At 71.7% G+C, this 25,499-nt stretch carries 28 protein-coding genes and 2 pseudogenes; 18 read left to right on the top strand and 12 right to left on the bottom strand.

The genetic code is table 11. From position 1 onward, the window contains the following. Nucleotides 1-83: 83 nt before the first annotated feature. Nucleotides 84-266, top strand: a pseudogene (locus OG885_RS38585) (CoA-transferase); the annotation flags it as partial. Further along, nucleotides 253-429 (top strand): annotated as a pseudogene (locus tag OG885_RS38580) (succinyl-CoA--3-ketoacid-CoA transferase); the annotation flags it as partial. The pseudogenes OG885_RS38585 and OG885_RS38580, both read left to right, overlap by 14 nt. On the opposite strand, the gene OG885_RS38575 reads toward OG885_RS38580, so the two are convergent. Next, nucleotides 414-1,520 (bottom strand): NAD(P)/FAD-dependent oxidoreductase, encoded by a 1,107-nt coding sequence (locus tag OG885_RS38575; protein WP_405740028.1) that lies wholly within the window; start codon nt 1,518-1,520, stop codon nt 414-416. The pseudogene OG885_RS38580 and the gene OG885_RS38575 overlap by 16 nt on opposite strands. A 155-nt stretch (nt 1,521-1,675) precedes the next feature. Continuing rightward, nucleotides 1,676-2,464 carry an SAM-dependent methyltransferase gene (locus OG885_RS38570; protein ID WP_405740025.1) on the bottom strand — a complete coding sequence of 263 codons (789 nt, stop codon included), beginning with the start codon at nt 2,462-2,464 and terminating at the stop codon, nt 1,676-1,678. Between the two features lie 199 nt (nt 2,465-2,663). Between OG885_RS38570 and OG885_RS38565 the strand changes: the two genes are divergently transcribed. From OG885_RS38565 to OG885_RS38555, 3 genes are read left to right on the top strand one after another with little or no spacing between them, the layout of a single operon-like run. Then, nucleotides 2,664-4,034, top strand: coding sequence for a rhodanese-like domain-containing protein (locus OG885_RS38565; protein ID WP_405740022.1), 1,371 nt, complete (start codon nt 2,664-2,666; stop codon nt 4,032-4,034). A 22-nt stretch (nt 4,035-4,056) separates the two neighbouring features. Further along, nucleotides 4,057-4,440 (top strand): rhodanese-like domain-containing protein, encoded by a 384-nt coding sequence (locus OG885_RS38560; RefSeq protein WP_405740020.1) that lies wholly within the window; start codon nt 4,057-4,059, stop codon nt 4,438-4,440. Next, entirely contained in the window at nt 4,437-5,180 is a 744-nt protein-coding gene (locus OG885_RS38555; RefSeq protein WP_405740017.1) for a sulfite exporter TauE/SafE family protein, read from the top strand. The genes OG885_RS38560 and OG885_RS38555 overlap by 4 nt, the downstream gene beginning before the upstream one ends. A gap of 2 nt (nt 5,181-5,182) precedes the next feature. On the opposite strand, the gene OG885_RS38550 is transcribed toward OG885_RS38555, so the two are convergent. After that, nucleotides 5,183-5,461, bottom strand: coding sequence for a metal-sensitive transcriptional regulator (locus tag OG885_RS38550; RefSeq protein WP_399960577.1), 279 nt, complete (start codon nt 5,459-5,461; stop codon nt 5,183-5,185). A 73-nt stretch (nt 5,462-5,534) separates the two neighbouring features. Here OG885_RS38550 and OG885_RS38545 point away from each other — a divergent pair, with 73 nt between their 5' ends. Both OG885_RS38545 and OG885_RS38540 read left to right on the top strand, forming a co-directional pair. Next, the gene (locus OG885_RS38545; RefSeq protein WP_405740013.1) at nt 5,535-6,095 is read left to right on the top strand and encodes a rhodanese-like domain-containing protein; all 561 of its coding nucleotides are present in this window, start codon (nt 5,535-5,537) and stop codon (nt 6,093-6,095) included. Nucleotides 6,096-6,287: 192 nt separating this feature from the next. Beyond that, the gene (locus OG885_RS38540; protein ID WP_405740010.1) at nt 6,288-7,604 is read left to right on the top strand and encodes a YhgE/Pip domain-containing protein; all 1,317 of its coding nucleotides are present in this window, start codon (nt 6,288-6,290) and stop codon (nt 7,602-7,604) included. 3 nt (nt 7,605-7,607) lie between these two features. Here OG885_RS38540 and OG885_RS38535 read toward each other — a convergent pair whose 3' ends face one another. Then, complete coding sequence (locus OG885_RS38535) at nt 7,608-8,063, bottom strand: SRPBCC domain-containing protein (RefSeq protein ID WP_405740007.1); 456 nt, start codon at nt 8,061-8,063, stop codon at nt 7,608-7,610. A gap of 61 nt (nt 8,064-8,124) precedes the next feature. Here OG885_RS38535 and OG885_RS38530 point away from each other — a divergent pair, with 61 nt between their 5' ends. Further along, nucleotides 8,125-8,487 (top strand): DUF779 domain-containing protein, encoded by a 363-nt coding sequence (locus OG885_RS38530; RefSeq protein ID WP_405740005.1) that lies wholly within the window; start codon nt 8,125-8,127, stop codon nt 8,485-8,487. Nucleotides 8,488-8,562: 75 nt separating this feature from the next. Next, on the top strand, nt 8,563-9,804 hold the full coding sequence (locus tag OG885_RS38525; protein WP_405740003.1) for a phosphodiester glycosidase family protein: 1,242 nt from the start codon (nt 8,563-8,565) through the stop codon (nt 9,802-9,804). Between the two features lie 3 nt (nt 9,805-9,807). Here the strand turns inward: OG885_RS38525 and OG885_RS38520 are convergent, their stop codons facing one another. From OG885_RS38520 to OG885_RS38495, 6 genes are all read right to left on the bottom strand, one after another. Continuing rightward, nucleotides 9,808-10,002, bottom strand: coding sequence for a hypothetical protein (locus OG885_RS38520; RefSeq protein ID WP_405740001.1), 195 nt, complete (start codon nt 10,000-10,002; stop codon nt 9,808-9,810). A gap of 116 nt (nt 10,003-10,118) precedes the next feature. Next, nucleotides 10,119-10,976 carry a phosphatidylinositol-specific phospholipase C/glycerophosphodiester phosphodiesterase family protein gene (locus OG885_RS38515; RefSeq protein ID WP_405739998.1) on the bottom strand — a complete coding sequence of 286 codons (858 nt, stop codon included), beginning with the start codon at nt 10,974-10,976 and terminating at the stop codon, nt 10,119-10,121. A gap of 172 nt (nt 10,977-11,148) precedes the next feature. Next, nucleotides 11,149-12,222 carry an acyl-CoA dehydrogenase family protein gene (locus OG885_RS38510; protein ID WP_405739995.1) on the bottom strand — a complete coding sequence of 358 codons (1,074 nt, stop codon included), beginning with the start codon at nt 12,220-12,222 and terminating at the stop codon, nt 11,149-11,151. After that, nucleotides 12,219-13,403, bottom strand: a complete 1,185-nt coding sequence (locus OG885_RS38505) for an acyl-CoA dehydrogenase family protein (protein WP_405739992.1) — start codon at nt 13,401-13,403, stop codon at nt 12,219-12,221. Before OG885_RS38505 ends, OG885_RS38510 begins: the two co-directional genes overlap by 4 nt. After that, entirely contained in the window at nt 13,400-14,377 is a 978-nt protein-coding gene (locus tag OG885_RS38500) for an NADPH:quinone oxidoreductase family protein (protein ID WP_405739990.1), read from the bottom strand. The genes OG885_RS38505 and OG885_RS38500 overlap by 4 nt, the downstream gene beginning before the upstream one ends. Before the next feature lie 86 nt (nt 14,378-14,463). After that, nucleotides 14,464-15,057 (bottom strand): helix-turn-helix domain-containing protein, encoded by a 594-nt coding sequence (locus OG885_RS38495; protein WP_405739987.1) that lies wholly within the window; start codon nt 15,055-15,057, stop codon nt 14,464-14,466. A 64-nt stretch (nt 15,058-15,121) separates the two neighbouring features. Here OG885_RS38495 and OG885_RS38490 point away from each other — a divergent pair, with 64 nt between their 5' ends. From OG885_RS38490 to OG885_RS38455, 8 genes are all read left to right on the top strand, one after another. Continuing rightward, a complete protein-coding gene (locus tag OG885_RS38490) occupies nt 15,122-16,051 on the top strand; it encodes an NAD(P)/FAD-dependent oxidoreductase (RefSeq protein WP_405739985.1) in 930 nt (309 codons plus the stop codon). 30 nt (nt 16,052-16,081) lie between these two features. After that, nucleotides 16,082-17,620 (top strand): ATP-dependent DNA ligase, encoded by a 1,539-nt coding sequence (locus tag OG885_RS38485; RefSeq protein WP_405739982.1) that lies wholly within the window; start codon nt 16,082-16,084, stop codon nt 17,618-17,620. Beyond that, on the top strand, nt 17,617-18,078 hold the full coding sequence (locus OG885_RS38480) for an NUDIX domain-containing protein (protein ID WP_405739980.1): 462 nt from the start codon (nt 17,617-17,619) through the stop codon (nt 18,076-18,078). The genes OG885_RS38485 and OG885_RS38480 overlap by 4 nt, the downstream gene beginning before the upstream one ends. 68 nt (nt 18,079-18,146) lie before the next feature. Next, a complete protein-coding gene (locus OG885_RS38475; protein WP_405739977.1) occupies nt 18,147-19,532 on the top strand; it encodes an NADP-dependent succinic semialdehyde dehydrogenase in 1,386 nt (461 codons plus the stop codon). 25 nt (nt 19,533-19,557) lie between these two features. After that, the gene (locus tag OG885_RS38470) at nt 19,558-19,794 is read left to right on the top strand and encodes a DUF6213 family protein (protein WP_126270496.1); all 237 of its coding nucleotides are present in this window, start codon (nt 19,558-19,560) and stop codon (nt 19,792-19,794) included. Nucleotides 19,795-19,898: 104 nt separating this feature from the next. Then, nucleotides 19,899-20,984, top strand: coding sequence for a type III polyketide synthase (locus OG885_RS38465; protein ID WP_405743074.1), 1,086 nt, complete (start codon nt 19,899-19,901; stop codon nt 20,982-20,984). A gap of 10 nt (nt 20,985-20,994) precedes the next feature. Next, nucleotides 20,995-22,209 carry a cytochrome P450 gene (locus tag OG885_RS38460; RefSeq protein ID WP_405739974.1) on the top strand — a complete coding sequence of 405 codons (1,215 nt, stop codon included), beginning with the start codon at nt 20,995-20,997 and terminating at the stop codon, nt 22,207-22,209. Then, the gene (locus OG885_RS38455) at nt 22,206-22,727 is read left to right on the top strand and encodes a cupin domain-containing protein (protein ID WP_405739971.1); all 522 of its coding nucleotides are present in this window, start codon (nt 22,206-22,208) and stop codon (nt 22,725-22,727) included. Before OG885_RS38460 ends, OG885_RS38455 begins: the two co-directional genes overlap by 4 nt. Here OG885_RS38455 and OG885_RS38450 read toward each other — a convergent pair. Further along, complete coding sequence (locus OG885_RS38450) at nt 22,724-23,953, bottom strand: acyl-CoA dehydrogenase family protein (RefSeq protein WP_405739968.1); 1,230 nt, start codon at nt 23,951-23,953, stop codon at nt 22,724-22,726. The two genes, OG885_RS38455 and OG885_RS38450, sit on opposite strands and share 4 nt — an antisense overlap. A 171-nt stretch (nt 23,954-24,124) precedes the next feature. Here OG885_RS38450 and OG885_RS38445 point away from each other — a divergent pair, with 171 nt between their 5' ends. Next, nucleotides 24,125-24,769 (top strand): TetR family transcriptional regulator, encoded by a 645-nt coding sequence (locus OG885_RS38445; protein ID WP_399960546.1) that lies wholly within the window; start codon nt 24,125-24,127, stop codon nt 24,767-24,769. Between the two features lie 86 nt (nt 24,770-24,855). Here the strand turns inward: OG885_RS38445 and def are convergent, their stop codons facing one another. After that, on the bottom strand, nt 24,856-25,395 hold the full coding sequence (gene def / locus OG885_RS38440) for a peptide deformylase (RefSeq protein ID WP_405739965.1): 540 nt from the start codon (nt 25,393-25,395) through the stop codon (nt 24,856-24,858). Nucleotides 25,396-25,499: the final 104 nt, after the last annotated feature.

The raw sequence follows: 25,499 nt of genomic DNA, 5'->3' as shown, positions 1-25,499 counted from the left end.
AACTGGGGGCGTTGGGGTGCGGACGACGTCCTCGGCACCCCAAGCGGCGCGAGGGGGCCGCCCTGGTCCGCCGGGGGGTGAGCATCACCACCGACTTCGCCCTCGTACGAGCCTGGCGCGGCGACCGTCACGGCAACCTGGTGTTCCGCAAGGCCGCCGCGAACTTCAACCCGCTGGCGGCCATGGTCGGCGGGATCACCGTCGCCGAGGTCGAAGAGCTGCTGGAGCCGGGCGAGTTGAGCCCCGACGAGGTGCATGTCCCCGGCGGGCGAGCGCTGTGTGCACCGGATCATCACCGACCTGGGCGTCCTAGACGTCACGCCCGAGGGGCTCGTCCTCGTGGAGTGCGCGCCGGGCGTGAGCGCCGAGGACATCGCCGGGCGGACGGACGCGCCGCTCGCCCGGGCCGGCCTTCACGCCGCGGTGTAGCCCAACTGCCGTCTCATGAAGGGGGTCATGAGGGTCTTCGCCTTGGCAAGGGTGGTGGTACGGCCGCCGAGGACCGCGCTCTCGCCGCCCGGCACCGGCAGCATGGTCACGCCGTCGGCCGGGCCGAAGGGCACGATGAGCGGGGTGCGGTGGACCGCGCGGTAGGTGCGGGGCTTCTTGCCGTGTCGGCCCGAACTGCGCAGGTAGGCACGGATGTTGTGGGCGGCGACCTCGGCCTGGGCGAGGGCCGCAGGGGTGACCTTGAGTTCGCCCACGTCGTTGACGTCGCCGACCGCGAACACCTCGGGGTACCCCTCGACCTGGAGCATGGTGTCGACCTTGACGTGCCCGGTCCCGTTCAGCCAGGCGCCGTGCCCGGCCAGCCGCAGCCACAGCGTGTTGGGCGTGGTGCCGGTCGCCCAGAAGGAGGTGTCCGCCTCGATGACGGTGCCGTGGGCGTCGCGGTAGGTGCCGAAGTCGTTGCCGGGCGACATGAAGGAGCCGAGGCGCACCTCCACGTCGTGCGCCTCCAGCCAGGCGCGGGCCTTCTGTCCGGCGCGGGCGCTGCCCGTGGAGTGCAGCAGCTCGGGGCCGGAGTGGGCGAGGGTGACCCGGGCGTCGGGGCGGGCCAGGCGTATCTCGGCGCCGAGTTCGACACCCGAGGGGCCGCCGCCGACGACGAGGACGTGCTGGGCGGTGGCGACCTTGCGCTGGTGCTCGCCGAACGACTTGGCGGCCTCCTCGGCGGTGGCGCCGGCGAACCGCGCGGGTTCGGGGTAGTCGGCCCCGGTGGCGATGACCAGCACGTCGTACGGCAGGCGTTCCCCCGTGGCCAGTCGGACCTCGCGACCGGCGGTGTCGATGCGGACCGCCTTGCCGGTGACCACCCGGCCGTGCGTGAGCAGGCGGTCGTACGGGATGAAGGGGGTCACCGTCCACTCCGGGCGCACTCCCGCCCGCAGCGAGGCGATGCGGTGGAAGAAGACCTCTTTGCGGTCGACGAGCGTGACCCGCGCCGTCGCGTCCAGTCGTTTCGCGAGGCGGACACCCGCGTAACCGCCGCCGATCACCACTACGTTGCCGTCGTGCACAACGGATCTCCTGTGCCTGGTGGGGGGAATGAGCGCGACAGTAACACTTGAAACCTCAAGCAATGGGCGGGCCGTGTGCGAGTCCCGTGAAGAGAGTCGAGACCAAAGCGCGCCGGACCCGTACGCAGGTCCGGCGCGCCGCGCGTTCCGTTCCGCTACTTCCGGCCGACGCCCCCGTAGAAGCCGATCGAGGCGGCGCCGGCCGGCAGCGGCCCGTCGGGGCGCCAGAACGGGACCTGGGTCAGTCCGGGTTCCAGGAGGTCGAAGCCGTCGAAGTAGCGCTCGACCTCGGCATGGCTGCGCAGGTTCATGCTGGCCGTCGCGTTCTTGTAGACGGCCTGTGCGTCGCTGCGCTCGAAGAGGTCGCCCGTGGCGTGCGAGAGGACGAGGAAGCTCCCGTCCGGGAGGGCGTCACGCAGGGTGGAGACGATCTCCCCCGGCTTCTCCGCGTCGGTCACGAAGTGCAGGATCGCGACGAGCAGCAGGGCGACCGGCTCGTCGAAGTCGATGACCCGACGCACCTCGGGATGGTCCACGATGCTCCGCGGATCGCGCAGGTCGGCGAGGACGATGCTCGTCTCCCCCGTCCGGCTGAGCAGCGCGTCGGCGTGCCGTTTCACGATCGGGTCGTTGTCGACGTAGGCCACCCGTACGTCGGCCGCCGCCTCGTGGGCGATCTCGTGCACGTTCGGCGAGGTGGGCAGCCCGGTGCCGACGTCGAGGATCTGCCGGACGCCCTGGCCGACGACGTGCCGGACGGCCCGCCGCAGGAAGTCCCGGTTGGCCCGCACGCTGACCCGCGCCTCGGGCGCGACGGCGACGAGCCGCTCGCCCGCCTCCTCGTCCACCTCGTAGTGGTCCTTGCCGCCCAGCAGATAGTCGTAGATCCGGGCGGGGTGCGGCCTGCTGGTGTCGATCTCCCCGACGATGCCGTCCTGCGTCACGTTCCACTCCCCTTGATGACCTGCGTGATCGACTGACGACAGTTTCACACATCAACTTCTGGGCGGGCAGCCGGAGTTCGCCCGGCCGGCCACGCCCGTCACGACAGCGGCCCCGAACCGCCGCGTTAATACCCCTGGGGGTATCTGTTACCTTGGGAGACAGATACCCCCGGGGGTAATTTCGTGAAGGAGGAACCTCGTGTTCTTTGTCGACACCCTGGAGACCGAAGGGCTGGGCAACCGCAGCTATCTGGCGGGCGGCGCCCGGACCGCGGTGGCCGTGGACCCGCCCCGTGACATCGACCGCGTCCTCACCCGGGCGGCGCTCCGCGGCGTGCGGATCGTTGCCGTCGCCGAGACCCATGTGCACAACGACTACGTCACCGGCGGCCTGGAGCTGGCCCGGCTGACCGGCGCCCGCTATCTGGTGCCGGCCGGGGCGGAGGTGGCCTACACCCGGGTCCCGGTCGGCGACGGGGACGTGCAGCCGGTCGGCGAGGACCTGACGCTGCGGGCGGTGGCCACGCCCGGACACACCCCGCACCACACCTCGTACGTCCTCGCGGAGGCGGGGCGCGCGGTGGCCGCCTTCACCGGCGGGTCGCTGCTGATCGGCGGTGTCGGCCGCCCCGACCTGGTCGAACCCCGGCTGACCGAGCGGCTGGCCCGGGCGCAGCACGCCTCCGTGCACCGGCTCGCGGCGGAGCTCGCCGACGAGGTCACCGTCCTGCCCACGCACGGCTTCGGCAGCTTCTGCTCCTCCACCGCCGCGGGCGGCGCGGACAGCACGATCGGCGGCGAGAAGACGTCCAACCCGGGGCTCCTCCAGGACGTGGACACCTTCGTGAAGGAGCTGCTGGCCGGGCTCGACGACATACCCGCCTACTACGCCCACATGGGCCCGGCCAACTCCGGTGGCCCGACCCCCGTGGACCTGACGGCACCGGGCATCGCCGACGCCGGGGAGATCGCCCGCCGGCTCGCGGCCGGAGAGTGGGTCGTGGACCTGCGCGGCCGGGTGGCGTTCGCCGCCGGGCATGTGGCCGGTGCGTTCAACTTCGAGGTCGACGGACAGCTGGCTACCTATCTCGCCTGGATGATCCCGTGGGGCAAGCCGGTGACCCTGCTCGCGGAGAGCGCCGCGGACCTGGCGCGCGCCCAGCGCGAACTGACCCGTGTCGGCATCGACCGCCCGGCCACCGCGGCCGTCGGCACTCCTGCCGACTGGATCGCCGACGGCACCGCGCCCGCGTCCTTCCGCCGGGCCACGTTCGCCGATCTGGCCGCCGCCCGCGCGCGCGGCGAGGACATGGTGATCGTCGACGTCCGCCGGGACGGCGAACGCGCCGCCGCCGGCTGGATCGAGGGCAGCGTCCACCTCCCCGTCCACCAGCTCAACCACCGTCTGCACGAGGTGCCCGAGGGCACCGTGTGGGTGCACTGCGCGGGCGGTATGCGCGCGGCCATCGCCGCGTCCGTGCTCGACGCGGCCGGACGCGAGGTGGTGGCGGTGGACGACGGCTACGCGGCGGCGGCCGAGGCGGGGCTCACGCTCTGTACCACCGCCTGACGCCGGGGATCAGGAAACACGCATGAGGTACGACTCCCCCGGCACCCCCCGTGTCACCGTCACCGAGGCGCAGCGGCTGTTGCGCGACCGCACCGCCGCCCTGATCGACGTCCGCGAGACGGACGAGTTCCGGGCCGGTCACGCCCCCGGCGCCCACCATGTGCCGCTGTCGCGGATCGCGACCGCGCCTCTCCCCGACACCGCCCGCCCCCTGGTGCTGATCTGCCGCTCGGGCAACCGTTCCCGGCAGGCCGCCGCCCTGCTCGCCGCACGCGGCGTGGAGGCGGTCGACGTGATCGGCGGTATGCGTGACTGGGCAGCGCGGGGGCTGCCCGTCGAAGGCACGGGACTCCCCGGCGAGGACACGGGACTCCCCGGCGAAGGCACCCCTGGAACCGTCATATGACCGCCCTCGTCCTGGCCCTGCTCGCCGGCGCCCTGGTCGGTCTCGCTCTCGGCGCGCTGGGCGCGGGCGGGAGCATCCTGACCGTACCGGCGCTGATCTACCTGCTCGGTTTCACCCCCGCCGCGGCGGCCACGGGCAGCCTGGTCATCGTGATCGTCACGTCGGTCACCGCTCTGGTGGCGCACGCCCGGGCGGGGGCGGTGCGCTGGCGGGCCGGGCTGCTGTTCGCGGCGGCCGGTCTGCTGCCCGCCGCGGTGGCCGGGGTCCTCGCCGCGCGGCTGCCCGCGGCCCTGCTCACGCTGATGTTCGCGGCGCTGGCCGCCCTGGCCGCCGTACGCATGCTGCGTCGTCGTACGCCCCAGCAGGCCGCGACGGTGTCGACCGGCCGGGCCGCGACCGCCGGTGCCGCACTCGGCGCGGTGACCGGGTTCCTCGGGGTCGGCGGCGGCTTTCTCGCCGTGCCGGCGCTGGTGACCGTGCTGGCGGTGCCGATGCGCGCGGCGGTGGGGACCAGTCTGCTGGTCATCGTCGCCAACGCGCTGGTGGCGCTCGCGGCCCGGGCCCAGTCGGCGGTCCAGCTGGACTGGGCGCTGGTCATGCCGTTCCTGGCGACCGCCGTCCTCGGGGCGTGGGACGGCAGACGGCTGGCCGCGAAGGTGTCCCCCGCGGCGCTCCAACGGGCCTTCGGGACCGTACTGCTGACGATCGCGCTGGCCATGGGCGTCGGCGTGGTGCGGTGACCTCAGGCCAGGGAGAGGAAGAGCTTCTCCAGCCGGGACCGCATCTGCGCGGAGTTCCGCACCTCGGGGTCCTCGCTGGTCATGCACTGCTCCAGGCCGGTCGCGATGATCGAGAACCCGGCCCGGTCCAAGGCCCGGGAGACCGCCGCGAGCTGGGTGATGACGTCCTCGCAGTCCCGCCCCTCCTCAAGCATGCGGATGACCCCGCCCAGCTGGCCCTGAGCGCGGCGGAGCCGGTTGAGCGCCGACCTCAGTTCGTCGGCGTCCATGTCGAGCTGCACGTTTCCTCCTCGTATATACCCCCGCGGGTATCCTACCCGTGGGGGGCAACACCTCACCGAAGGGTTCTGTTCCATGACCACCCCCGTCACCGTGGCCCCCGCCCGGCTCGCCGAGTTCACCGTCGTGGACGTGCGCACGCCCGGCGAGTTCGCCGGCGGCCATGTCCCCGGCGCGCACAACATCCCGCTGGACCGGCTCGACGAGGCGGCGAGCGCGCTGCGGACGGCCGCGACACGCGGGCCGCTGCTGATCGTCTGTGCCTCCGGGGCCCGCTCCGCCAAGGGCTGCGACCGGCTCGGGACCCTCGGCATCGAGGCGCTCTCCCTGGACGGCGGCACCGCCGGCTGGGCCGCCGCGGGCCACCCGGTCGAGCGCCCGGCCGGGGCCCGTACGCCCTGGCCGATGGACCGCCAGGTCCGGCTCACCGCCGGTGCGCTGGTCGTGGCGGGCTTCGTCGCGGGGCTGGCCCGGCCGCCCGCACACCGGCTGTCCGGCCTGGTCGGCGCCGGGCTGGTGTTCTCCGCCGTGACCAACACCTGCGCCATGGCGACGCTCCTGGCCAGGCTTCCGCACAACCGGCCGGGCGCGGACGCGGTCCCCTTCGAGGAGACGCTGCTGCGCCTGGCCGGGTGACGTGCCGGAGAGAACGGGGCGATTCCGGCCCCGTCCTCCGCGGTCCGGGTGCGACGGGTGGGTCCGGCGCCGTCCCGCGCGGTCCGGGTGCGACGGGTGATTCCGGCGCCGTACTGCGCGGTGTGGGTGCGGGCGGGGCCGTGGTCGCGTACCTATGGAGGGCACCGCGTCGCCGCGACCCGACGGAGAGCCATGACCGACGCCGACCCCCAGGCCCCCGCCCCGGCCGATCCCCCGGACCCCTCGCCCGCCCCCGCCGCTCCTCTGGCCCGGGCCGCCACCCTGCTGCGCCGCCCCAAGCTCTGGGTGGTCCCCACCGTCCTCAGCGGACTCCTCGCCCTGCTGCTCTCGCTGCTCTACATGGGCGGCATCGTCAACCCGCAGGGCGACCTGAAGGATCTGCCGATCGCGCTGGTCAACGGCGACACCGGCAAGCCGCTGCCCGGCCAGGAGCAGAACCTGGGCACGCAGATCACCCGGTCGATCCTCGCGGACACGTCCAGCGACAAGGCCGAGTGGCGGCGGCTGAGCCGGGCCGAGGCCCAGGACGAGCTGGACACCGGCAAGGTCTACGGCGCCCTCGTCATCCCGGCCGACTTCACCGACTCGGTCGCCGCGCTCACCACCACCGGCGCCGCCGAACGGCCGACGATCACCGTGCTCACCAACCCCGGCAAGGGCAGCCTCGGTTCGTCCCTCGCCAGCCAGATCAGCACCCAGGCGGCGCATCAGGCCTCGCAGAGCATCGGCGAGCAGCTCGTCCAGGCCGCCCCGCGGGCCACCGCGACGGACAAGCTGCTGCTCGCCGACCCGGTGAACGTCACTCCCCAGGTCGGCCACCCCCTCGGCGACCACAGCGGGCTCGGCCTGACCGCGTTCTACTACACGCTGCTGCTGGTGCTGGCCGGCTTCATGGGCGCCAACGTCATCAGCAACGGCGTCGACACCTCGCTCGGCTACGCCGACAACGAGATCGGCCCCTGGCACACCCGGCTGCCCACCGTGCCGATCAGCCGCACCCAGACGCTGCTGCTGAAGATGGCGATGACCGCGGGCATCACCCTCGTCACCGTCTCCCTGGTGATGCTGGCCTGCGTCACCCTCCTCGGCATGGACGCGACCCATCTGCCGCTGCTGTGGATCTACTCGTACTGCGCGTCACTGGCCGTCGGCATCGGTGTGCAGGCCATCAACGCGGCGTTCGGCGGCATCGGCCAGCTGGTGTCCATGTTCGTGTTCATCGTCCTCGGCCTGCCGTCCTCGGGCGCCACCGTCCCGCTCCAGGCGGTCCCGGGCTTCTACCGGTTCCTGTCCCATTTCGAGCCCATGCGCCAGCTCAGCGACGGCGTCCGCGCGATCCTCTACTTCGACGCCCGCGGCGACGCGGGCCTGAGCCGCTCCTGGCTGATGATCGCGATCGGCACCGCGGTGGGACTGCTGTTCGGCTACGCGATGACCCTCTACTACGACCGCAAGGGCCACCGCCGCCTCACGCCCCAGCCCGCGTGAGGCTCAGCCCTCGACCAGCCGGGCGAGGTTGGCCAGCGCCATCCGCGTGCCCTCCTCGTTCTGGTCGGCGGGCACGGCGTCGGGAACCCCCTCGTGCAGGACGACGACCTCCGTGCCGCCGTCCACCTCGGTGAGCGTGGTCGTCATGGTCATCGTGCCGCGCAGGCCGGGGTCCCCGGTCTCGAACTCGAACTCTTCGACGACCAGTTCGTCCGGTACCAGCCGGAGGAACCTGCCGTGGTACGTGTCGGTGTGCGAGCCGGACTTGCCGGTGCCGGTCGGCACGTCATAGGTGAGCGAGATCCGGAACGCACCTCCCTCGCGGGCCTCGAAGGTGTGGACCTCGCTGCTCATCCCGTCGGGCACGCGCCATCGCGCGAGCGCGTCGGCGTCCACGAGCATCCGGTAGACGGCCGCGCGGGGCGCCTTCATGTGCCATGACATCCGCGTCGCGTACATCCACCCACCCTGCTCCCGGCTGCAACCTTGTCGCAACCTCCCCTGTGGTGCGCTGGGGCGTATGGATGAGGAGATTCCGCGCGTCGAGCTCACCCCCGCCGCCGCCGACCTGCTGCGCCGGCTGCGCGAGGCGCACGGTCCGCTGATGTTCCACCAGTCCGGCGGCTGCTGCGACGGCAGCGCCCCGATGTGCTACCCCGAGGGCGAGTTCCGCACCGGCGGCTCGGACGTGCTGCTCGCGGAGCTGGAGGTCGAGGGCGTCGAGGAACCGGTGACGTTCTGGATGTCCCGCAGCCAGTACGCGGTCTGGAGCCACACCCGGCTCATCGTGGACGTCGTCGAGGGCCGCGGCAGCGGCTTCTCCCTTGAGGCGCCCGAGGGCGTGCGTTTCCTGATCCGCTCACGCCTGGTCGCCCCCCAGTAGTCCCCCGTACGGCCCTCGCCGTCTGGTGCACCCCCCTTGGCCCCTGGCACAGTTGACGGGACCTCAGGGGGGACTGTGACGCATCGTCGAACCGGGTTCCGCGCGGGCAGACGGGTACTGACACTTCTCACGGCGTTCGGCGCGCTGGCCGGTGCGGCCCTGACGGGGGCGGCACCGGCCGGCGCCGTGCAGGACGCCGCCGTGCCGGTCGCTTCGGGTGTCACGTACCAGGAGTACGACCTCCAGGCGGCCAAGGGGCCGACGCGCATCCATGTGATCCGGGCCGACCTGCGCGATCCGAAGGTGCGCCTGGACCTGCTGTATCCCGGTGCGGTGGCCGCGCGGGCGCCGGTCTCCCAACTGGCCGACACCCAGGGCGCGGTGGCCGGGGTCAACGGCGACTTCTTCAACATCACCGAGACCCAGCACCCCGGCGTCGAGGCGACCGGGGCGAGTGTGGGGCCGGCGATCGCGAGCGGGCACCCCCTCAAGGCGGCGGTACCGGACGGCCAGCGGTTCGGCCCCGCGCTGCCGCCCGGCACCTCGACCCGGGACGTGCTCGGCATGGGCGTGGACCGCCGGGTCCGGCTCGACGCCCTGACCCTGACCGGGACCATCGGCACCTGGGAGAACCGGCTGCCGCTGGGCGGGCTCAACCAGTACGCCCTGCCGGTGGGTTCGGTCGGCGCCTACACCAGCGCCTGGGGCGGAGCCTCCCGGCTGCGCGCCACCTGCGGCACGGACACCGACCGGGCCGCCCCGTGCAGCACGGACACCTACGAGGTGACGCTCCGCCGGGGCAAGGTGGTGGCGACGGCCGACACCCCGGGCAGCGGGCCCATCGCCGACGGGACGACCGTCCTCGTCGGCCGGGAGGGCGGCGCGCAGCAGTTGCGGAAACTGTCCGTGGGCGCACTCGTACGGGTACGGCAACGGCTGGTGGCGACCGCGAGCCGGGTTCCGTACCGCTTCGCCGTCGGCGGCTATCCGGTCCTGACGGACGGGGCGCCGTTGCCCGGGCTGGACGCGACGACCTCGGCGGTGCGGACCGCCGTGGGCGTCTCGGACGGCGGCCGGCGGGTGCTGCTGCTCGCGGTGGACGGGGCGGCGCCTTACCGCACCGGTCTGACGATCGCCGAAGTGGCGGACGCCCTGCGCGACTTGGGCGCGGCCGACGGCTTCAGCCTGGACGGCGGTGGCTCGTCGACGCTGGTCGCCCGTGCCCCCGGCGCGACCGCCGTGACGGTACGCAACCACCCCACGGGCGGCGCGGAACGCCCCGTCCCGAACGGCATCGGGGTCTTCTCGACGAACTGAGCCTCAGGGGCGGAGGCTGCTCACGATGTCGGCGGTCGCCGTCAGACCGCTGCTGATGGTGGGCGCGATGCTCGTGCCGGCCAGAAAGAACCCGAGCAGCACGCACACCAGGGCGTGGGAGACCTTCAGCCCGCCGTTGCGCAGGAAGATCACCGCCAGGACCAGAAGCAGCAGCACCACCGAGATGGAAATCGCCATCGTCAACCTCCTCCGCCACGCCGTCCGTCCGGTTCACGGCGTTCGGCCGTAAGTGTGGCGTAGCGGAGGGTTCGTCCGGGCGGCTGACCTGTCCGCCGAACGTGTGGTTTCCCGGCCTAGCGACGGGCGTCGAGGAAGGCCTCCAGGCCTGCCAGGTCGTCGGTGTTGAGGTAGTCGACGCCTGCGTCGAGGAGTTCACCCCACAGCACGTCGCGGGCGGGTCCGGCCAGGTCGGGGGTGGCCCAGAAGCGCACCTGCTGGCCGCGCGCATGGGCGGTGTCGACGATGCCGTGCAGCCTCTGCCGCTCGGCGTCGGGGAAGGCGCCGACGCCCTGCCAGGTGAAGTTGAGCGTCCAGTTGTCGCTGATCAGCAAGATGAAGGAGGCGGGGGCCGCGCTGCCGAGGTCGGTGAGGCGACCGTCGTAGAAGGCGCGTCGTACGGTCTGTGCCTCCATGGGCGTACGGGCGGCACGGTCACCGGAGATGACGGCGGTGACGGGCCCGGGGAACACCCGGCCGTGGGCGTAGGTCGTGAACAGGTGCCTGTACCGCCGCAGATGGCGGTCCAGCTCCAGGTACGTGGACGAGCCCTCGGTCTTGATGTCGACGAGCAGTTGGAGCGGTCTGCGCCAACCGCGGTACACCGAGCCGTGGTTGGCCTTCACCCGGGCGGTGAGCGGGTCGAGGTAGAGGGACTCCAGGGTGCGGGTCGGGTCGAGGTCGTCGACGGTGTGGCCGATGAGGAGCTGGTCGCCGACGAGGAAGATGTCCGCCTCGACGCTGCCGAAGCGGTGGTCGAGGGCGTCGGACAGCGGCCGGGGATGCTCGTAGTCGTTGTGGGCGTGGGCCCGCCACAACGGCCGTGGCCGGTGCTTCTGTTCGCCCGCGAGCGCCGGTGCGGCGGGCAGGGCGACCGCGCCCGCGAGGGCGGCGCCGATGGTGGTGAGGGCTCTGCGACGGGTGGTGAGGGCCATGCTCTGCCTCCCTTTGGGGCGGTACGAGACATGGGCGAGTATGCGGTCGCGGGGCCGTCGATAGGCATGCCCGTGACAGGAGTTGGCCGGACTGCCGCTGTGCGTTCACCGGGCCCGCGCGGGGCACACGAAAAAGCCCGCCCCAGGTGGGGCGGGCTTTGTCCGGTGAACGTCAGGGGGCTTGCAGGTCCACCAGTTCGGCCAGCGCCGCGCGGTGGACGCCCGCGGTGCCGTACGCGATCGAGTCGGACTTGGCCCGCTTCAGATAGAGGTGGATCGGGTGCTCCCACGTCATGCCGATACCGGCGTGCAGCTGGAGCGCCTCCTCGGCGGCGCGCACCGCGACCGGCGCCGCGTAGGCCTGCGCTACGGCGACCGCGACGTTGGCGTCCGTCCCGGTGGTGAGCGCGTCGGCGGCGTTGCGGGCGGCGGCCCGGAGGTTGACGACCTCCAGCCACACCTGGGCGAGCCGGTGCTTGAGCGCCTGGAAGCCACCGACCGGCCGGTTGAACTGCTTGCGCTCCTTGAGGTAGCGCACGGTCTCGGTCAACACCCAGTCCGCGACACCGAGTTGCTCGGAGGCGAGCAGCCCGGCCCCGGCCCGCAAGGCGCGGCGCACGGCGGGCTCGGCGTCCCCGAGGAGCCGTCCGGGGGCGCCGTCCAGGGTCACGGTGGCGAGCGGCCTGGTGAGGTCGAAGGACACCTGCGGGGTGACGGTCGCGTCGGCGGCGTCCACCGCGTACAGCCCGCCGTCGTCCGCCGGTACGAGCAGCACATCGGCGACCGCCGCGTCCGCGACGCCGGTCAACTCCCCGTGCAGGGCCCCGCCTTCATGCCGTACGACCTTGTAGGCGCCGCCCGCGGCGACGTTCAGGGCGACGGTGAGGGCGCCGATCCTCCGGCCCGCCGCCAGTTCGGCGAGCAGCCCCTCGTGGCCGACCTCCAGCAGGGCCTCGGTGGCGACGACGGCGCTGGTGAGGTAGGGCACCGGAGCCACGGCACGCCCCAACTCCTCCAGGACCACTGCGGCTTCTCGGTGCGTGGCACCCTGGCCGCCCTGCGCCTCCGGCACCAGCAGGCCCGCGAGGCCCATGCCGTCGGTGAGCGCCTTCCAGGCGGCGAGGTCGTGCGGGGCGTCCGACTCGGTGCGGGCGATGACGCCGGGGGCGTCGCAGTGGTCGGCGAGCAGATCCCGTACGGCGGACCGCAGGGCCTCTTCCTCCTCCGAGTACAGCAGGTCGCTCATCGGGCCAGGTCCTTCCATGCGACGTCCTTGTCGGTGCGCGGCTCGGACGGCAGGCCCAGAACGCGCTCGGCGACGATGTTCAGCAGGACCTCGCTGGTCCCGCCCTCGATGCTGTTGCCCTTGGAGCGGAGGTAGCGGTAGCCGGCGTCCCGGCCGACGAAGTCCACCAGTTCGGGCCGGCGCATGGTCCAGTCGTCGTACAACAGGCCTTCCTCGCCGCGGAGTTCGACCTCCAGGCCGCTGATCTCCTGGTTGAGGCGGGCGAAGGCGAGCTTCATGCCGGCGCCCTCGGGGCCCGGCTGGCCCAACGCGAGCTGCTGGCGCAGGCGTTCGCCGGTGAGGCGGGCGACCTCGGCGTCGACCCAGAGCGTGAGCAGCCGCTGGTGGAGGTCGTGGGTGCGCAGCTCGGGGCGCTCGCGCCAGGTCTTGGCGACCGGCCCGATCATGCCGCCCTCGCGGGGCAGGCGCATGCCGCCGATGGCGACGCGTTCGTTGTTGAGCGTGGTCTGCGCGACCTTCCAGCCGTCGCCGATCGCGCCGAGGCGGCGGGAGTCGGGGATGCGGACGTCGGTGAGGAAGACCTCGTTGAACTCGGCCTCGCCGGTGATCTGGCGCAGCGGCCGGACGTCGACACCGGGGTCGGTCATGTCGCACAGGAAGTAGGTGATGCCCGCGTGCTTGGGCACGTCCGGGTCGGTGCGGGCGATGAGGATGGCCCAGCGGGCGTTGTGCGCGCTGGACGTCCACACCTTCTGGCCGTTCACCACCCAGTCGCCGTCACCCTCGCGCACGGCCCGGGTGCCGAGCCCGGCCAGGTCGGAGCCGGCGCCGGGCTCGCTGAAGAGCTGGCACCAGACCTCCTCACCGGTCCACAGGGGCCGCAGAAAGCGCTGCTTCTGCTCGTCCGTGCCGTACTTGAGGATGGTCGGCGCGGCCATGCCGAGGCCGATGCCGTTGCGCCGGGGGTCGTTGTCGGGGGCGCCCGCGGCCTCCAGTTCGGCGTCCACGACGGCCTGGAGGGAGCGTGCGGTGCCGAGTCCGCCGAGGCCCTCGGGGTAGTGCACCCACGCCAGGCCGGCGTCGAAGCGGGCCCGCAGGAAGTCCAGGCGGTCGGTCGTGGCGGGCGGATGGGCGGCCAGCAACTCCGCCGCCCGGCGCTTGAGTTCGGCTGCGTCGATCATGCGGTGGCTCCCTTGCTGAGGGCGGGGACGACGGCGACCCGGCCGGTGGTCACGCCGTCACCGACGCGCTGCACGGCGGCCGCGGCCTCCGCCAGCGACACCCGCTCGCTCACCAGCGGCTTGATGGCACCCCGGGCGGCGAGTTCGGTGAGCTGCTCGTGGCAGTGCCGGACCAGCTTCGGGTTCTTGGTGTTGTACAGGCCCCAGTGCAGGCCCTGGATCGAGTAGTTCTTCACCAGGGCGTGGTTGAGGCCGGGGCTGGGGATGGTCCCGCTGGCGAAGCCGACGACCACGATCCGTCCCTCGAAGGCGACGACCTTGGTGGACTGGGTGTAGGCGTCGCCGCCGACCGGGTCGTAGATCACGTCGGCGCCCCGCCCGCCGGTGGCCTCCTTGACCGCGGCGACGACGTCCTCGGCACGCCGGTCGATCACGACGTCACAGCCCAGCTCCCGGGCCACGGCGGCCTTGTCGGCCCCGCCGACGACACCGATCACCTTGGCGCCGGCGGCCTTTCCGAGCTGCACGGCCGCGCTGCCGACCCCACCGGCGGCGGCGTGGACGAGCAGCGTCTCCCCGGCCTCCAGGTGGGCCCGCCGGTGCAGACCGAACCATCCCGTCTGGTAGCCGATGTGCAGCGCGGCGGCCTCGGCGTCGTCCAGCGAGTCGGGCGCGGGCAGCAGAGCGGCGGCGTCCACGACGGCGTACTCGGCGAAACCGCCGTACGGCAGCGCGGGGTTGGCGAGCACCCGGCGCCCGTCCTCGGTCTCGCCGCAGATCTCCACGCCCGGCGTGAAGGGCAGCGGGGGCCTGACCTGGTAGTGGCCGCGGCACATCAGCACGTCCGGGAAGTTGATGTTCGCGGCACGCACCTTCAGCAGGACCTGGCCGTCGCCGGGCGTGGGCGTCTCGATGTCCGCGAGCCGCATCACCTCACCCGGCTCACCGTTCTCGTGCACTTGCCATGCCTGCATGCGATGCCTCCACGCGACTACGTCGTACGACCTGGGGTAGTCGCATACTAAGCGGTCGCTTGCCGATCAGGGAACAGTAGCGTGCGTCACGACTGCGCCGACCGCTTCGGCTTCGCCCGTACATGCATCCGCTCCCCCTGCGGCCCGAACAGACTCAGGAACTCCGCCGGGCCTTCCCCCGTCGACCCGAACCAGTGCGGCACGCGGGTGTCGAACTCGGCGGCCTCCCCGGCGCTCATCACCACGTCGTGATCTCCGAGCACGACCCGCAGCCGCCCCGCCAGCACGTACAACCACTCGTAGCCCTCATGGGTACGGGGTTCGGGCTCCTCGTTCCGCTGCGGCACCAGCACCTTGTAGGCCTGGAGACCGCCCGGCTGCCGGGTCAGCGGCCAGTAGGTGCGCCCGTGCCGCACCAGCGGAGCGGTCCGCACCCGCGGATCCCCCACCGGCGGCGTCCCGACCAGCTCGTCCAGCGGCACCTGATGGGCCTGCGCGATCGGCAGCAGCAACTCCAGGCTGGGCTTGCGCAGCCCCGACTCCAGCCGGGACAGCGTGCTGACGGAGATGCCGGTGGCCTCCGACAGCCCGGCGAGGGTCACCTCGCGCTCCTTCCGGATCCGGCGCAGCCGGGGCCCCACATCCGCGAGAACACCCTCGACGTTTTCTTCGGTACTCATGCCTGTATTGCAGAATCAGCAAAGACGTTTGTCAATCCCGCACCGGCGGAGCGACCGTGGCGGCATGACGGACACCCACGCATACGAAGTGATCGTGATCGGCGGCGGCGCGGCCGGCCTGTCGGCGGCCCTCGTCCTGGGCCGGGCCAGGCGCCGCACCCTGGTCGTCGACGCGGGCGAGCCCCGCAACGCGCCCGCGGCACACATGCAGGGCTTTCTGACCCGGGACGGCATGCCGCCCGCCGAGTTCCTGGCGATCGGCCGCGAGGAGATCGCCCGGTACGGCGTCGAGCTGGTCCGGGACCGGGTGGTCGGGCTGGCCGAGGGCTTCGCCGTGACCCTGGAGAGCGGTCGCACGCTCCAGGCCCGCCGCCTGGTCGTCGCCACCGGCCTCAAGGACGAGCTCCCCGCCGTCCCCGGCGTAGCCGAGCGCTTCGGCAAGGACGTTCTGCACTGCCCGTACTGCCACGGCTGGGAGGTCCGCGACCAGGCCTTCGGCGTCCTGGCCACGACCCCACTGAGCGTGCACCAGGCACTGATGGTGTCCCAGTGGTCGAAGGACGTGACGCTCTTCCTGCACACAGTCGCGGAGGCCGACCTGTCGGACGACGACCTGCGCAGGCTCGCCGCGGCGGGCGTGAAGGTAGTGCCGGGTGAGGTCGAGAGGCTGCGGATCGAGAACGACCGACTGACGGGAGTACGTCTGGGCGACGGCTCGGTCCACGCCCGCGAGGTGCTGTTCGTCGCGCCCCGCGCCGTCCCGCAGAACGGCCTCCTGGCTCAGCTCGGCGCGGAGCTGAACGAGACTCCGTTCGGTGCGTACCCCGTGGTCGACGCGACCGGACAGACGACCGTTCCCGGCGTGTGGGCGGTGGGCAACGCGATGGGCTTCGGCGAACAGGTGATCAACGCGGCGGGGGGCGGCTACCGGGCCGGGGCCACGATCAACGGGGATCTGCTCATGACCGATCTCGACAAGGCCGTCCAGGTGTAGACCCACCGCCTCCGGTGCACCATGGGCTGCATGCTTCTAGCCCGGCTGGCCCAGGTGTCCCAGCAGGTCGCCGCGACCTCGGCGCGCTCGAAGAAGACCGCGCTGCTCGCCGACCTGTTCCGCGAGGCCGAACCGGACGACGTGCCGATCGTCATCCCGTATCTGGCGGGACGGCTGCCCCAGGGTCGGCTGGGGGTGGGCTGGAAGGTGCTGAGTCGTCCGGTCCCCCCGGCAGCCGAGCCGAGCCTCACCGTCGCCGCGGTGGATGCGCTGCTCACCGAGCTGGGCATGGTGTCGGGCACCGGGTCCCAGGCCGAACGGACCCGTCTCGTAGGTGAGTTGATGGGCGCGGCCACCGAGCCCGAACAACGCTTCCTGCTCGGCCTGCTCAGCGGTGAGGTACGCCAGGGCGCCCTGGACGCGGTCGCCACCGAGGGTCTCGCCCAGGCCACCGAGGCGCCACCCGCCGACGTCCGCCGCGCGGTCATGCTCGCCGGCTCCCTCCAGACCGTCGCCGAGGCGCTGCTCGCGGACGGCCCCGAGGCCCTCGACCGTTTCCGGCTCACCGTCGGCCGCCCGGTCCTGCCGATGCTGGCGCACAGCGCCTCCTCGGTCGCCGAGGCGGTCGAGAAGCTGGGCGGGTGCGCGGTCGAGGAGAAGCTCGACGGCATCCGCGTCCAGGTGCACCGGGACGGCGACACCGTCCGCGTCTACACCCGCACCCTCGACGACATCACCGACCGTCTGCCCGAAGTGACAGCCGCCGCACAGCAGTTGAAGGGTGAGCGGTTCATCCTCGACGGTGAGGTCATCTCCTTCGACGCCGCCGGGCGGCCCCGCTCGTTCCAGGAGACGGCGGGGCGGGTCGGCTCGCGGGTGGACGTGGCCACGGCCGCCGAACAGGTCCCCGTCTCCCCCGTCTTCTTCGACACCCTGTCCGTCGACGACCACGACCTACTCGACCTCCCGTTCGCCGAACGGCACGCGGAGCTGGCCCGCCTCGTCCCCGAACCGATGCGGGTGCGCCGGACGCTGGTGTCCGGCCCGGAGGACGTCACCGCCGCGGAGTCCTTCCTCGCCGACACGCTGGAGCGCGGTCACGAGGGCGTGGTGGTGAAGTCCCTCGACGCCCCCTACAGCGCGGGCCGGCGCGGCGCGTCCTGGTTGAAGGTCAAGCCCGTCCACACCCTCGACCTGGTCGTCCTGGCCGCCGAGTGGGGCCACGGCCGCCGCACCGGCAAGCTCTCCAACCTGCACCTGGGGGCACGGCGGGAGGACGGCTCGTACGCGATGCTCGGCAAGACGTTCAAGGGCATGACCGACGCGATGCTGGCCTGGCAGACCGAGCGGCTCCAGGAGCTGGCCACCGGAACCGACGGGTACGTGGTGACCGTACGCCCCGAGCTCGTCGTCGAGATCGCCTACGACGGTCTTCAGCGCTCCACCCGTTACCCGGCCGGCGTCACCCTCCGTTTCGCCCGTGTGGTGCGCTATCGCGAGGACAAGCGGCCGGAGGAGGCGGACACGGTGGAAACGCTGCTGGCCGCGCATCCCGAGGTCAGCCCATGAGGACCAGCGCGGGCCTGCTGCTCTTCCGGCACACCGGCGACGGCGTCGAGGTGCTGCTCGGCCACATGGGCGGCCCGTTCTTCGCGCGCCGTGACGCCGGGGCCTGGACCGTGCCGAAGGGCGAGTACGAGCCCGACGAGGAGCAGGCCTGGGACGCCGCCCGGCGCGAGTTCCAGGAGGAGCTGGGGCTGCCGCCGCCCGACGGGGACGCCGTACCCCTCGGCGAGGTGAAGCAGTCGGGCGGCAAGCTCGTCACCGTCTGGGCGGTCGAGGCCGACCTCGATCCGGCGAGCGTCGTCCCGGGCACGTTCCGCATGGAGTGGCCGCCGAGATCCGGGCGGGAGCAGGAGTTCCCGGAGCTGGACCGGGTGGCCTGGTTCTCCCTCGCGCGTGCTCGCGAGGTGATCGTGAAGGCGCAGGCCACGTTTCTCGACCGGCTGGCGGAGCACTCGCCCTGACACGTTGCGGCGGGGCCCGCCGCGCGGGAAGGTCGAGAACACAGGTCCGCTCCCCCAGGAGGTCGGTCATGCCCATCGCGACGGTGAACCCGGCGAACGGCGAGACGCTCAAGACGTACGAAGCCATGGGCGCCGAGGAGATCGAGCGCCGGCTCCAGCTCGCGGAGGCCACCTTCCGCACCTACCGGACGACACCGTTCGCCGAACGCGCCCAGCTGCTCAGCCGGGCGGCCGATCTGCTCGACGGACTCCAGCAGGACATCGGCAAGGTCATGACGACCGAGATGGGCAAGCCGGTCAAGCAGGCCCGCGCCGAGGCCGCCAAGTGCGCCAAGGCGATGCACTGGTACGCCGAGCACGCCGAGGCGCTGCTGGCCGACGAGGAGCCCGCCGACGCCGATGTGAAGGACTCCGGCGCCTCCCGGGCCCTGGTGCGCTACCGGCCCCTGGGTCCGGTGCTCGCCGTGATGCCGTGGAACTTCCCCCTGTGGCAGGTCGTCCGGTTCGCCGCCCCCGCGCTGATGGCGGGCAACGTCGGACTGCTCAAGCACGCCTCGAACGTCCCCCAGACAGCCCTGTTCCTGGAGGACCTGTTCCACCAGGCGGGCTACCCGGAGGGCGTCTTCCAGACCCTGCTCATCGGCTCCGGCGCGGTCGAGGAGATCCTGCGCGACGAGCGCGTCAAGGCGGCCACGCTCACGGGCAGTGAGCCCGCCGGGCGCTCGGTCGCCGCCACCTGCGGCGACATGGTGAAGAAGACGGTCCTCGAACTCGGCGGCAGCGACCCGTACGTCGTGATGCCGTCCGCGGACATCGACCGCGCGGCCGAGATCGCCGTGACGGCACGGGTGCAGAACAACGGGCAGTCGTGCATCGCCGCCAAGCGGTTCATCGTGCACGCCGACGTGTACGACGCCTTCGCCGAGAAGTTCGTGCGGGGCATGCAGCGGCTGACGGTCGGCGACCCGCTGGACGAGGCCACGGACGTCGGCCCGCTCGCCACCGAGCAGGGGCGCGCGGACCTGGAGGAGCTCGTCGACGACGCGACGCGCAGCGGTGCCCGGGTGCTCTGCGGGGGCGAGCGGCCGGACGGGGACGGCTGGTACTACCGGCCGACCGTCCTCACCGACATCAGCCGCGAGATGCGTATCCACCGCGAGGAGGCGTTCGGCCCGGTGGCCACGCTCTACCGCGTGAGCGACCTCGACGAGGCGGTGCTGCTCGCCAACGACTCACCGTTCGGACTGAGTTCGAACGTGTGGACGCGGGACGAGGCCGAGGTCGATCGTTTCGTACGGGATCTCGAAGCCGGTGCCGTGTATGTCAACGGGATGACCGCGTCCCATCCGGCGTTCCCGTTCGGCGGCGTGAAGCGGTCCGGGTACGGGCGTGAGCTGTCCGGGCACGGAATCCGCGAGTTCTGCAACATCACTACGGTTTGGCACGGAGCGTGACGTCCGCGCGGCTACCATCCCCGGTGTGAACCGTGAAGTGACTCTGCCGCTGATCGTCGACGACCGGGGCACCCTGCAGGTGTCCGCGGCCGATGTGAGCAAGTTGTTGCGCACGGTCGGGGGGCGGTGGCTGCATCTTGTCGAGGCGGGCGAGGAGGGCCTCGACGAGGACACGGTGGCCGCGTTGACCATCGAGTTGGCCAAGCTCGCCGATCGCATCGACGTGGCCTGCATTGCGCACAGTAGCGGCGGCGCGTCCTGAGGACCGTTGTTCCAGGACCTGTTTGGAACTCCACCCGTCCCTGAAACGGAGTAGCCCCGCGCGAAGTCGTCTGCCCCTCGGGTGATCGTGGACTGGACCACCCTCTGAGGCGAAAGCAGGCACGGTTCATGGCGACTTTGTGCAGACCCTCGGTGTCCGTTCCAGAGCATGTGATCACGATGGAGGAGACGCTCGAACTGGCGCGCTCCCGCCACGCGGACCATCCCCAACTGCCGCTGGCGCTCCGCTTGATCGAGAACACCGGGGTCCGCACCCGGCACATCGTGCAGCCCATCGAGGAGACCCTGAAGCACCCCGGCTTCGAGGAGCGCAACAAGGTCTATGTGGCCGAGGCGAAGGCCCGTGTCCCCGCGGTCGTGCGGCGAGCACTCGACGACGCCGAGGTACTGGCCCGCGACATCGATGTCATCATCTATGTCTCCTGCACGGGTTTCATGATGCCGTCGCTGACCGCCTGGCTGATCAACGAGATGGACTTCGACTGCACCACGCGGCAGATCCCCATAGCCCAGCTGGGCTGTGCGGCCGGCGGCGCGGCGATCAACCGGGCGCACGACTTCTGCACCGCCTACCCCGACGCCAACGCCCTCATCGTGGCCTGCGAGTTCTGCTCCCTGTGCTACCAGCCCACCGACCTGGGCATCGGGAACCTGCTGTCCAACGGCCTGTTCGGCGACGGCATCGCGGCCGCCGTGGTGCGCGGCCGGGGCGGCGAGGGCATCGCGCTGGAGCGCAACGGCTCGTATCTGATCCCCAAGACCGAGGAGTGGATCATGTACGACGTCCGGGCCACGGGCTTCCACTTCCAGCTGGACAAGCGGGTGCCCGCCACCATGGAGCCGCTCGCCCCGGCCCTCCAGGACCTCGCGGGACTGCACGGCTGGGACGCCGCCGACCTGGACTTCTACATAGTCCACGCGGGCGGGCCCCGCATCCTCGACGACCTCAGCAAGTTCCTCCAGGTCGACCCGCACGCCTTCCGGTTCAGCCGGGCCACGCTCACCGAGTACGGGAACATCGCCAGCGCCGTCGTACTGGACGCGCTGCGACGACTGTTCGACGCGGGCGGGGCGCACCACCGGGCGCGCGGGCTGCTCGCCGGGTTCGGGCCCGGCATCACCGCGGAAATGACCCTGGGCCGCTGGCAGCGCACGGACGAGACGCACTGAACGGACCGAGATGAGCGAAGAGACGATCACCGAGATCCTGCCCCCGATCCGGCACTGGCCGGCCCTCGATCTGAGCGGGACGGACTTCGACCCGGTCCTCACCGAGCTGATGCGCGAGGGCCCGGTCACCCGGATCCAGCTGCCCAACGGTGAGGGCTGGGCCTGGCTGGTCACCCGGTACGACGACGTACGGATGGTGACCAACGACCCCCGGTTCGGCCGGGAGGCCGTCATGGACCAGCCGGTCACCCGGCTCGCCCCGCACTTCATCCCGGAGCGGGGTGCCGTGGGCTTCCTGGACCCGCCGGACCACACCCGGCTGCGCCGCACGGTGGCCGCCGCGCTGACCTCCAAGGGCGTGGAGCGGGTACGGGAGAAGTCCCGCCGGATGCTGGACGAGCTGGTCGACGAGCTGCTCCAGGACGGTCCGCCCGCCGATCTCACCGCCACCGTGCTGAGCCCCTTCCCCATCGCGGTGATCTGCGAGCTGATGGGGGTCCCGGCGGCCGACCGGCAGGTCATGCACACCTGGACCCAGCTGATCCTGTCGTCCTCGCACGGCAAGGAGGTCAGCGAGAAGGCCAAGAAGGAGATGGGCGCCTACTTCGGCGATCTCATCGGGCTGCGGGAGGGCAGTACGGGCGAGGACGTCACCTCGCTGCTCGGCGCCGCGGTCGGCCGGGACGAGGTGACCCTGGAGGAGGCCGTGGGGCTCGCCGTCCTGCTCCAGATCGGCGGCGAGGCGGTGACGAACAACAGCGGCCAGATGTTCTATCTGCTGCTGACCCGTCCGGACCTGGCCGACCGGCTGCGCACGGAACCGTCGATCCGCCCCCAGGCCATCGACGAGCTGCTGCGCTACATCCCGCACCGCAACGCGGTGGGCCTGTCGCGGATCGCCCTGGAGGACGTGGGCATCAGAGGCGTACGCATCCGGGCCGGCGACCCGGTCTATGTGTCGTACCTGGCCGCCAACCGCGACCCGGACGTCTTCCCGTTCCCGGAGACGATCGACTTCACCCGCAGCCCCAACCCGCACGTCTCCTTCGGCTTCGGCCCGCACTACTGCCCGGGCGGCATGCTGGCCAGGCTGGAGTCGGAACTGCTGGTGGACGCGCTCCTGGACCGGCTGCCGGACCTGAGGCTGGCGGTCCCCGCGGACCAAGTGCCCTTCAGGAAGGGTGCGTTGATCCGCGGTCCCGAGGCGCTCCCGGTGACGTGGTGACGGCTCAGGAAGGGCTGCTGGTCCCGCCGGGGCACGGCCGGGTCGTCCAGACCCCGGCCCAGCACGTCACCTTCAAGGTGACCGGCACGCACTCGCGCATGGCGTCCACCTTCGAGGTGATCGTCCCGCCCGGCTTCGACGTGGGCGCCCATGTGCACACCCGCAGCGAGGAGTTGTTCTACGTCCTTGAGGGTGAACTGGACGTGCTGGCCTTCGAGCCCCGGGTACGGACGCCGGACAACTGGCAGCGCTGGGAGTCGAGTTCGGGCAACCGGGCGGTACGGGCGACACCGGGCACGGTGATCGTCGTGCCCCCGGGCTGCCCGCACGCGTTCGCCAACCCGACGGACTCCCCCGCGAAGATGTTCTTCCAGGCGAGTCCGCCGCCGGACCACGAGCGGTACTTCGAGGAGCTGCTCGAGATCCTGGGCGACGGGGGCCCACCGGACCACACGGCCATCGAGGAGCTGCGGGCCCGGTACGACATCGAGCAGCTCACGCCGCTCCGGCACCGTTAGCGGATCGGCATCCCCGAGAGGGTGCGGGCGATCACCAGGCGCTGGATCTCGCTCGTCCCTTCGAAGATCGTGTAGATCGCCGCGTCGCGGTGCATCCGCTCCACCGGGTACTCCCTGGTGTAGCCGTTGCCGCCGAGGATCTGAACCGCCTGGGCGGTGACCTTCTTGGCCGTCTCGCTGGCGAAGAGCTTCGACATCGAGCCCTCGGCGGCGGTGAACTGCTTGCCGTTGATCGCCATCCACGAGGCGCGCCAGACCAGGAGGCGGGCGGCGTCGATGGACGTCCGCATGTCGGCGAGCTGGAAGGCGACGCCCTGGTTGTCGATGATCGGGCGGCCGAACTGCTCGCGGGTCTTGGCGTAGTCGAGGGCGACCTCGTAGGCGGCCCGGGCGGTACCGACCGCCATCGCGCCGACGGCCGGGCGGGAGGCCTCGAACGTGGCCATCGCCGCGTTCTTCACGCGCTCGCCGCCGCCCGCCTTCGCCCGCTCCCGGGCCCGGGCGAGGCGCTCGTCGAGCTTCTCCTTGCCGCCGAGGAGGCAGGAGCCGGGGACACGCACGTTCTCCAGGACGACCTCGGCGGTGTGCGAGGCTCGGATGCCGTGCTTCTTGAACTTCTGGCCCTGGGACAGGCCGGGCGTGTTCGGCGGGATGATGAAGGACGCGTGGCCCTTGGAGCCCAGCTCGGAGTCGACGACCGCGACGACGACATGGACGTTGGCGATGCCGCCGTTCGTCGCCCAGGTCTTGGTGCCGTTCAGCACCCACTCGTCCTTGGCCTCGTCGTACACCGCGCGGGTGCGCATCGAGGCCACGTCGGAGCCGGCGTCGGGCTCGGAGGAGCAGAACGCCGCGACCTTGACGTCGTTGGCGTCGCCGTACATCTGCGGGATCCAGGTGCCGATCTGCTCCTCGGTGCCGTTGGCGAGGACACCGACAGCGGCCAGGCCGGTACCGACGATCGACAGCGCGATGCCCGCGTCGCCCCAGAACAGCTCCTCCATCGCCATGGGGATGCCGAGACCGGTGGAGTCGAAGTACTGCTGGGCGTAGAAGTCGAGCGAGTAGATGCCGACCTTGGCGGCCTCCTGGATGACCGGCCAGGGAGTCTCCTCACGCTCGTCCCATTCGGCGGCCGCGGGGCGGATCACATCGGCCGCGAAGCCGTGCAGCCAGTCCTGGACCTCCTTCTGTTCGTCGTTGAGCTCCATGGTGAACTCGGCCATGTCCCCTCCAGCGGCGGCGCAAATGCATGTTACTAGCGGTAACCCGAGTCTGTTACCGACCGGTAGGAAAAGTCAACTCCCGATGACCCTCGGCAGCCCGTTCGATGCATGGTGCATGGTGGGTGTTAGTTTGCGCAGGCGTCACCGAATCAGCACGGGTGGGGAGAGCTCATGGACACCACGCAGCGGACCGATCAGCAGCGGTCCGCCGACCGCCGTCGGCGCGAGCTGCTGGAGGCCGCGGACAGGGTGGTCCTGCGTGACGGACCCCACGCCTCCATGAACGCGATCGCCGCGGAAGCGGGCATCACCAAGCCGATCCTCTACCGTCACTTCGGTGACAAGGGGGGACTTTACGCGGCGTTGGCCACGCGGCATACCGATGCGCTGCTGGATTCTCTGCGGGCCGCGCTGGACGCGCCCGCGGATCGGCGGGAGCGGGTCGCGGCCACGCTCGACACCTACCTCGCGGCGATCGAGGCGCGGCCTCAGGTGTACCGGTTCCTGATGCATCCCGCGGAGGGAGGCCAGGTCGGGGACCAGGGCTTCGACGTCGGGAAGCACTCCGCTCCGCTGCTGCGGCGGATGGGCGAGGAGTTGGCCCAGGTCATCGAGGACCGGCTGGATCTGGGGCCCGGGGGGCAGCAGCTGGCTCGGGTGTGGGGGCATGGGATCGTCGGGATGATGCATGCGGCCGGTGACTGGTGGCTGGGTGAACGGCCTTGTTCGCGTGCGGAGTTGGTGCAGAGTCTGACCGACCTGTTGTGGGGGCGGCTGGCTGCGGCGGGGGACAAGGTTGGTGGCCCCGGGTTCTGAAACCCCCTAGGGGCGCGGGGCGGTATCAATGTGCGGCTCCGCCGCGTGCGCGCGACCAGCCACAGACGGCCCGCGGTCGCGCGAACTCAGCGCCCCCACGGCGATTTGGCGGCCTGCCGCAACACCCGTCGCTTACGCCATCCCGTGAGGTGATCGACATAGACGCGGCCCTCCACGTGGTCGCACTCGTGCTGCAAGCACCTCGCGAACCACCCCGTGCCATGCACCGTCACCGGCTCGCCCGTCATCGTCAAACCCTCCACCACCGCGTGGTCGTAGCGCTCCGTTCCCGCCTCCAGACCCGGCAGGGACAGGCAGCCCTCCGGGCCTCGCAGAACCACTCCGTCGGCCTCCACCAGCCTCGGGTTCACCACATGGCCGAGGTGCCGGACGTCCTCGTCGTCCGGGCAGTCGTACACGAACACCCGCAGCGACTCCCCCACCTGGTTCGCGGCGAGGCCCACGCCCTGGGCCGCGTACATCGTCGCGAACAAGTCCTCCACGAGCGTCGCCAGTTCCGGGCCGAAGTCCGTGACGTCCTCGCACGGGGCGTGCAGGACGGGGTCACCGAGCAGCGTGAGGGGCCGGACACGGCCGCGGGTGCCCGGAATGGAGCTGTTTCGCATGGCCGCAAGGGTACGGCGATTCGGGACTGCGAATGGATCTCGATAGGCTGACCACCACCACGTTGCCGTCAGGCGCGGCGCGTACGCAAGGAGGATCGAGAACT

It is taken from the genome of Streptomyces sp. NBC_00028, assembly GCF_045041065.1.
In the GTDB taxonomy this organism is placed as follows: Bacteria; Actinomycetota; Actinomycetes; order Streptomycetales; family Streptomycetaceae; genus Streptomyces.
The sequence above is the reverse complement of the archived record's forward strand: the minus strand, read 5'-3'. Positions and strand labels throughout refer to the sequence as shown.

Coding starts and splice junctions, on each gene's coding strand:
- OG885_RS38495 (WP_405739987.1), bottom strand. CDS start 15,057: ATGAGTACCGAAGAAAACGTCGAGGGTGTTCTCGCGGATGTGGGGCCC.
- OG885_RS38490 (WP_405739985.1), top strand. CDS start 15,122: ATGACGGACACCCACGCATACGAAGTGATCGTGATCGGCGGCGGCGCG.
- OG885_RS38560 (WP_405740020.1), top strand. CDS start 4,057: ATGAGGTACGACTCCCCCGGCACCCCCCGTGTCACCGTCACCGAGGCG.
- OG885_RS38510 (WP_405739995.1), bottom strand. CDS start 12,222: ATGAGCGACCTGCTGTACTCGGAGGAGGAAGAGGCCCTGCGGTCCGCC.
- OG885_RS38520 (WP_405740001.1), bottom strand. CDS start 10,002: ATGGCGATTTCCATCTCGGTGGTGCTGCTGCTTCTGGTCCTGGCGGTG.
- OG885_RS38485 (WP_405739982.1), top strand. CDS start 16,082: ATGCTTCTAGCCCGGCTGGCCCAGGTGTCCCAGCAGGTCGCCGCGACC.
- OG885_RS38530 (WP_405740005.1), top strand. CDS start 8,125: ATGGATGAGGAGATTCCGCGCGTCGAGCTCACCCCCGCCGCCGCCGAC.
- OG885_RS38540 (WP_405740010.1), top strand. CDS start 6,288: ATGACCGACGCCGACCCCCAGGCCCCCGCCCCGGCCGATCCCCCGGAC.
- OG885_RS38535 (WP_405740007.1), bottom strand. CDS start 8,063: ATGTACGCGACGCGGATGTCATGGCACATGAAGGCGCCCCGCGCGGCC.
- OG885_RS38500 (WP_405739990.1), bottom strand. CDS start 14,377: ATGCAGGCATGGCAAGTGCACGAGAACGGTGAGCCGGGTGAGGTGATG.
- OG885_RS38480 (WP_405739980.1), top strand. CDS start 17,617: ATGAGGACCAGCGCGGGCCTGCTGCTCTTCCGGCACACCGGCGACGGC.
- def (WP_405739965.1), bottom strand. CDS start 25,395: ATGCGAAACAGCTCCATTCCGGGCACCCGCGGCCGTGTCCGGCCCCTC.
- OG885_RS38450 (WP_405739968.1), bottom strand. CDS start 23,953: ATGGCCGAGTTCACCATGGAGCTCAACGACGAACAGAAGGAGGTCCAG.
- OG885_RS38505 (WP_405739992.1), bottom strand. CDS start 13,403: ATGATCGACGCAGCCGAACTCAAGCGCCGGGCGGCGGAGTTGCTGGCC.
- OG885_RS38460 (WP_405739974.1), top strand. CDS start 20,995: ATGAGCGAAGAGACGATCACCGAGATCCTGCCCCCGATCCGGCACTGG.
- OG885_RS38555 (WP_405740017.1), top strand. CDS start 4,437: ATGACCGCCCTCGTCCTGGCCCTGCTCGCCGGCGCCCTGGTCGGTCTC.
- OG885_RS38545 (WP_405740013.1), top strand. CDS start 5,535: ATGACCACCCCCGTCACCGTGGCCCCCGCCCGGCTCGCCGAGTTCACC.
- OG885_RS38515 (WP_405739998.1), bottom strand. CDS start 10,976: ATGGCCCTCACCACCCGTCGCAGAGCCCTCACCACCATCGGCGCCGCC.
- OG885_RS38475 (WP_405739977.1), top strand. CDS start 18,147: ATGCCCATCGCGACGGTGAACCCGGCGAACGGCGAGACGCTCAAGACG.
- OG885_RS38445 (WP_399960546.1), top strand. CDS start 24,125: ATGGACACCACGCAGCGGACCGATCAGCAGCGGTCCGCCGACCGCCGT.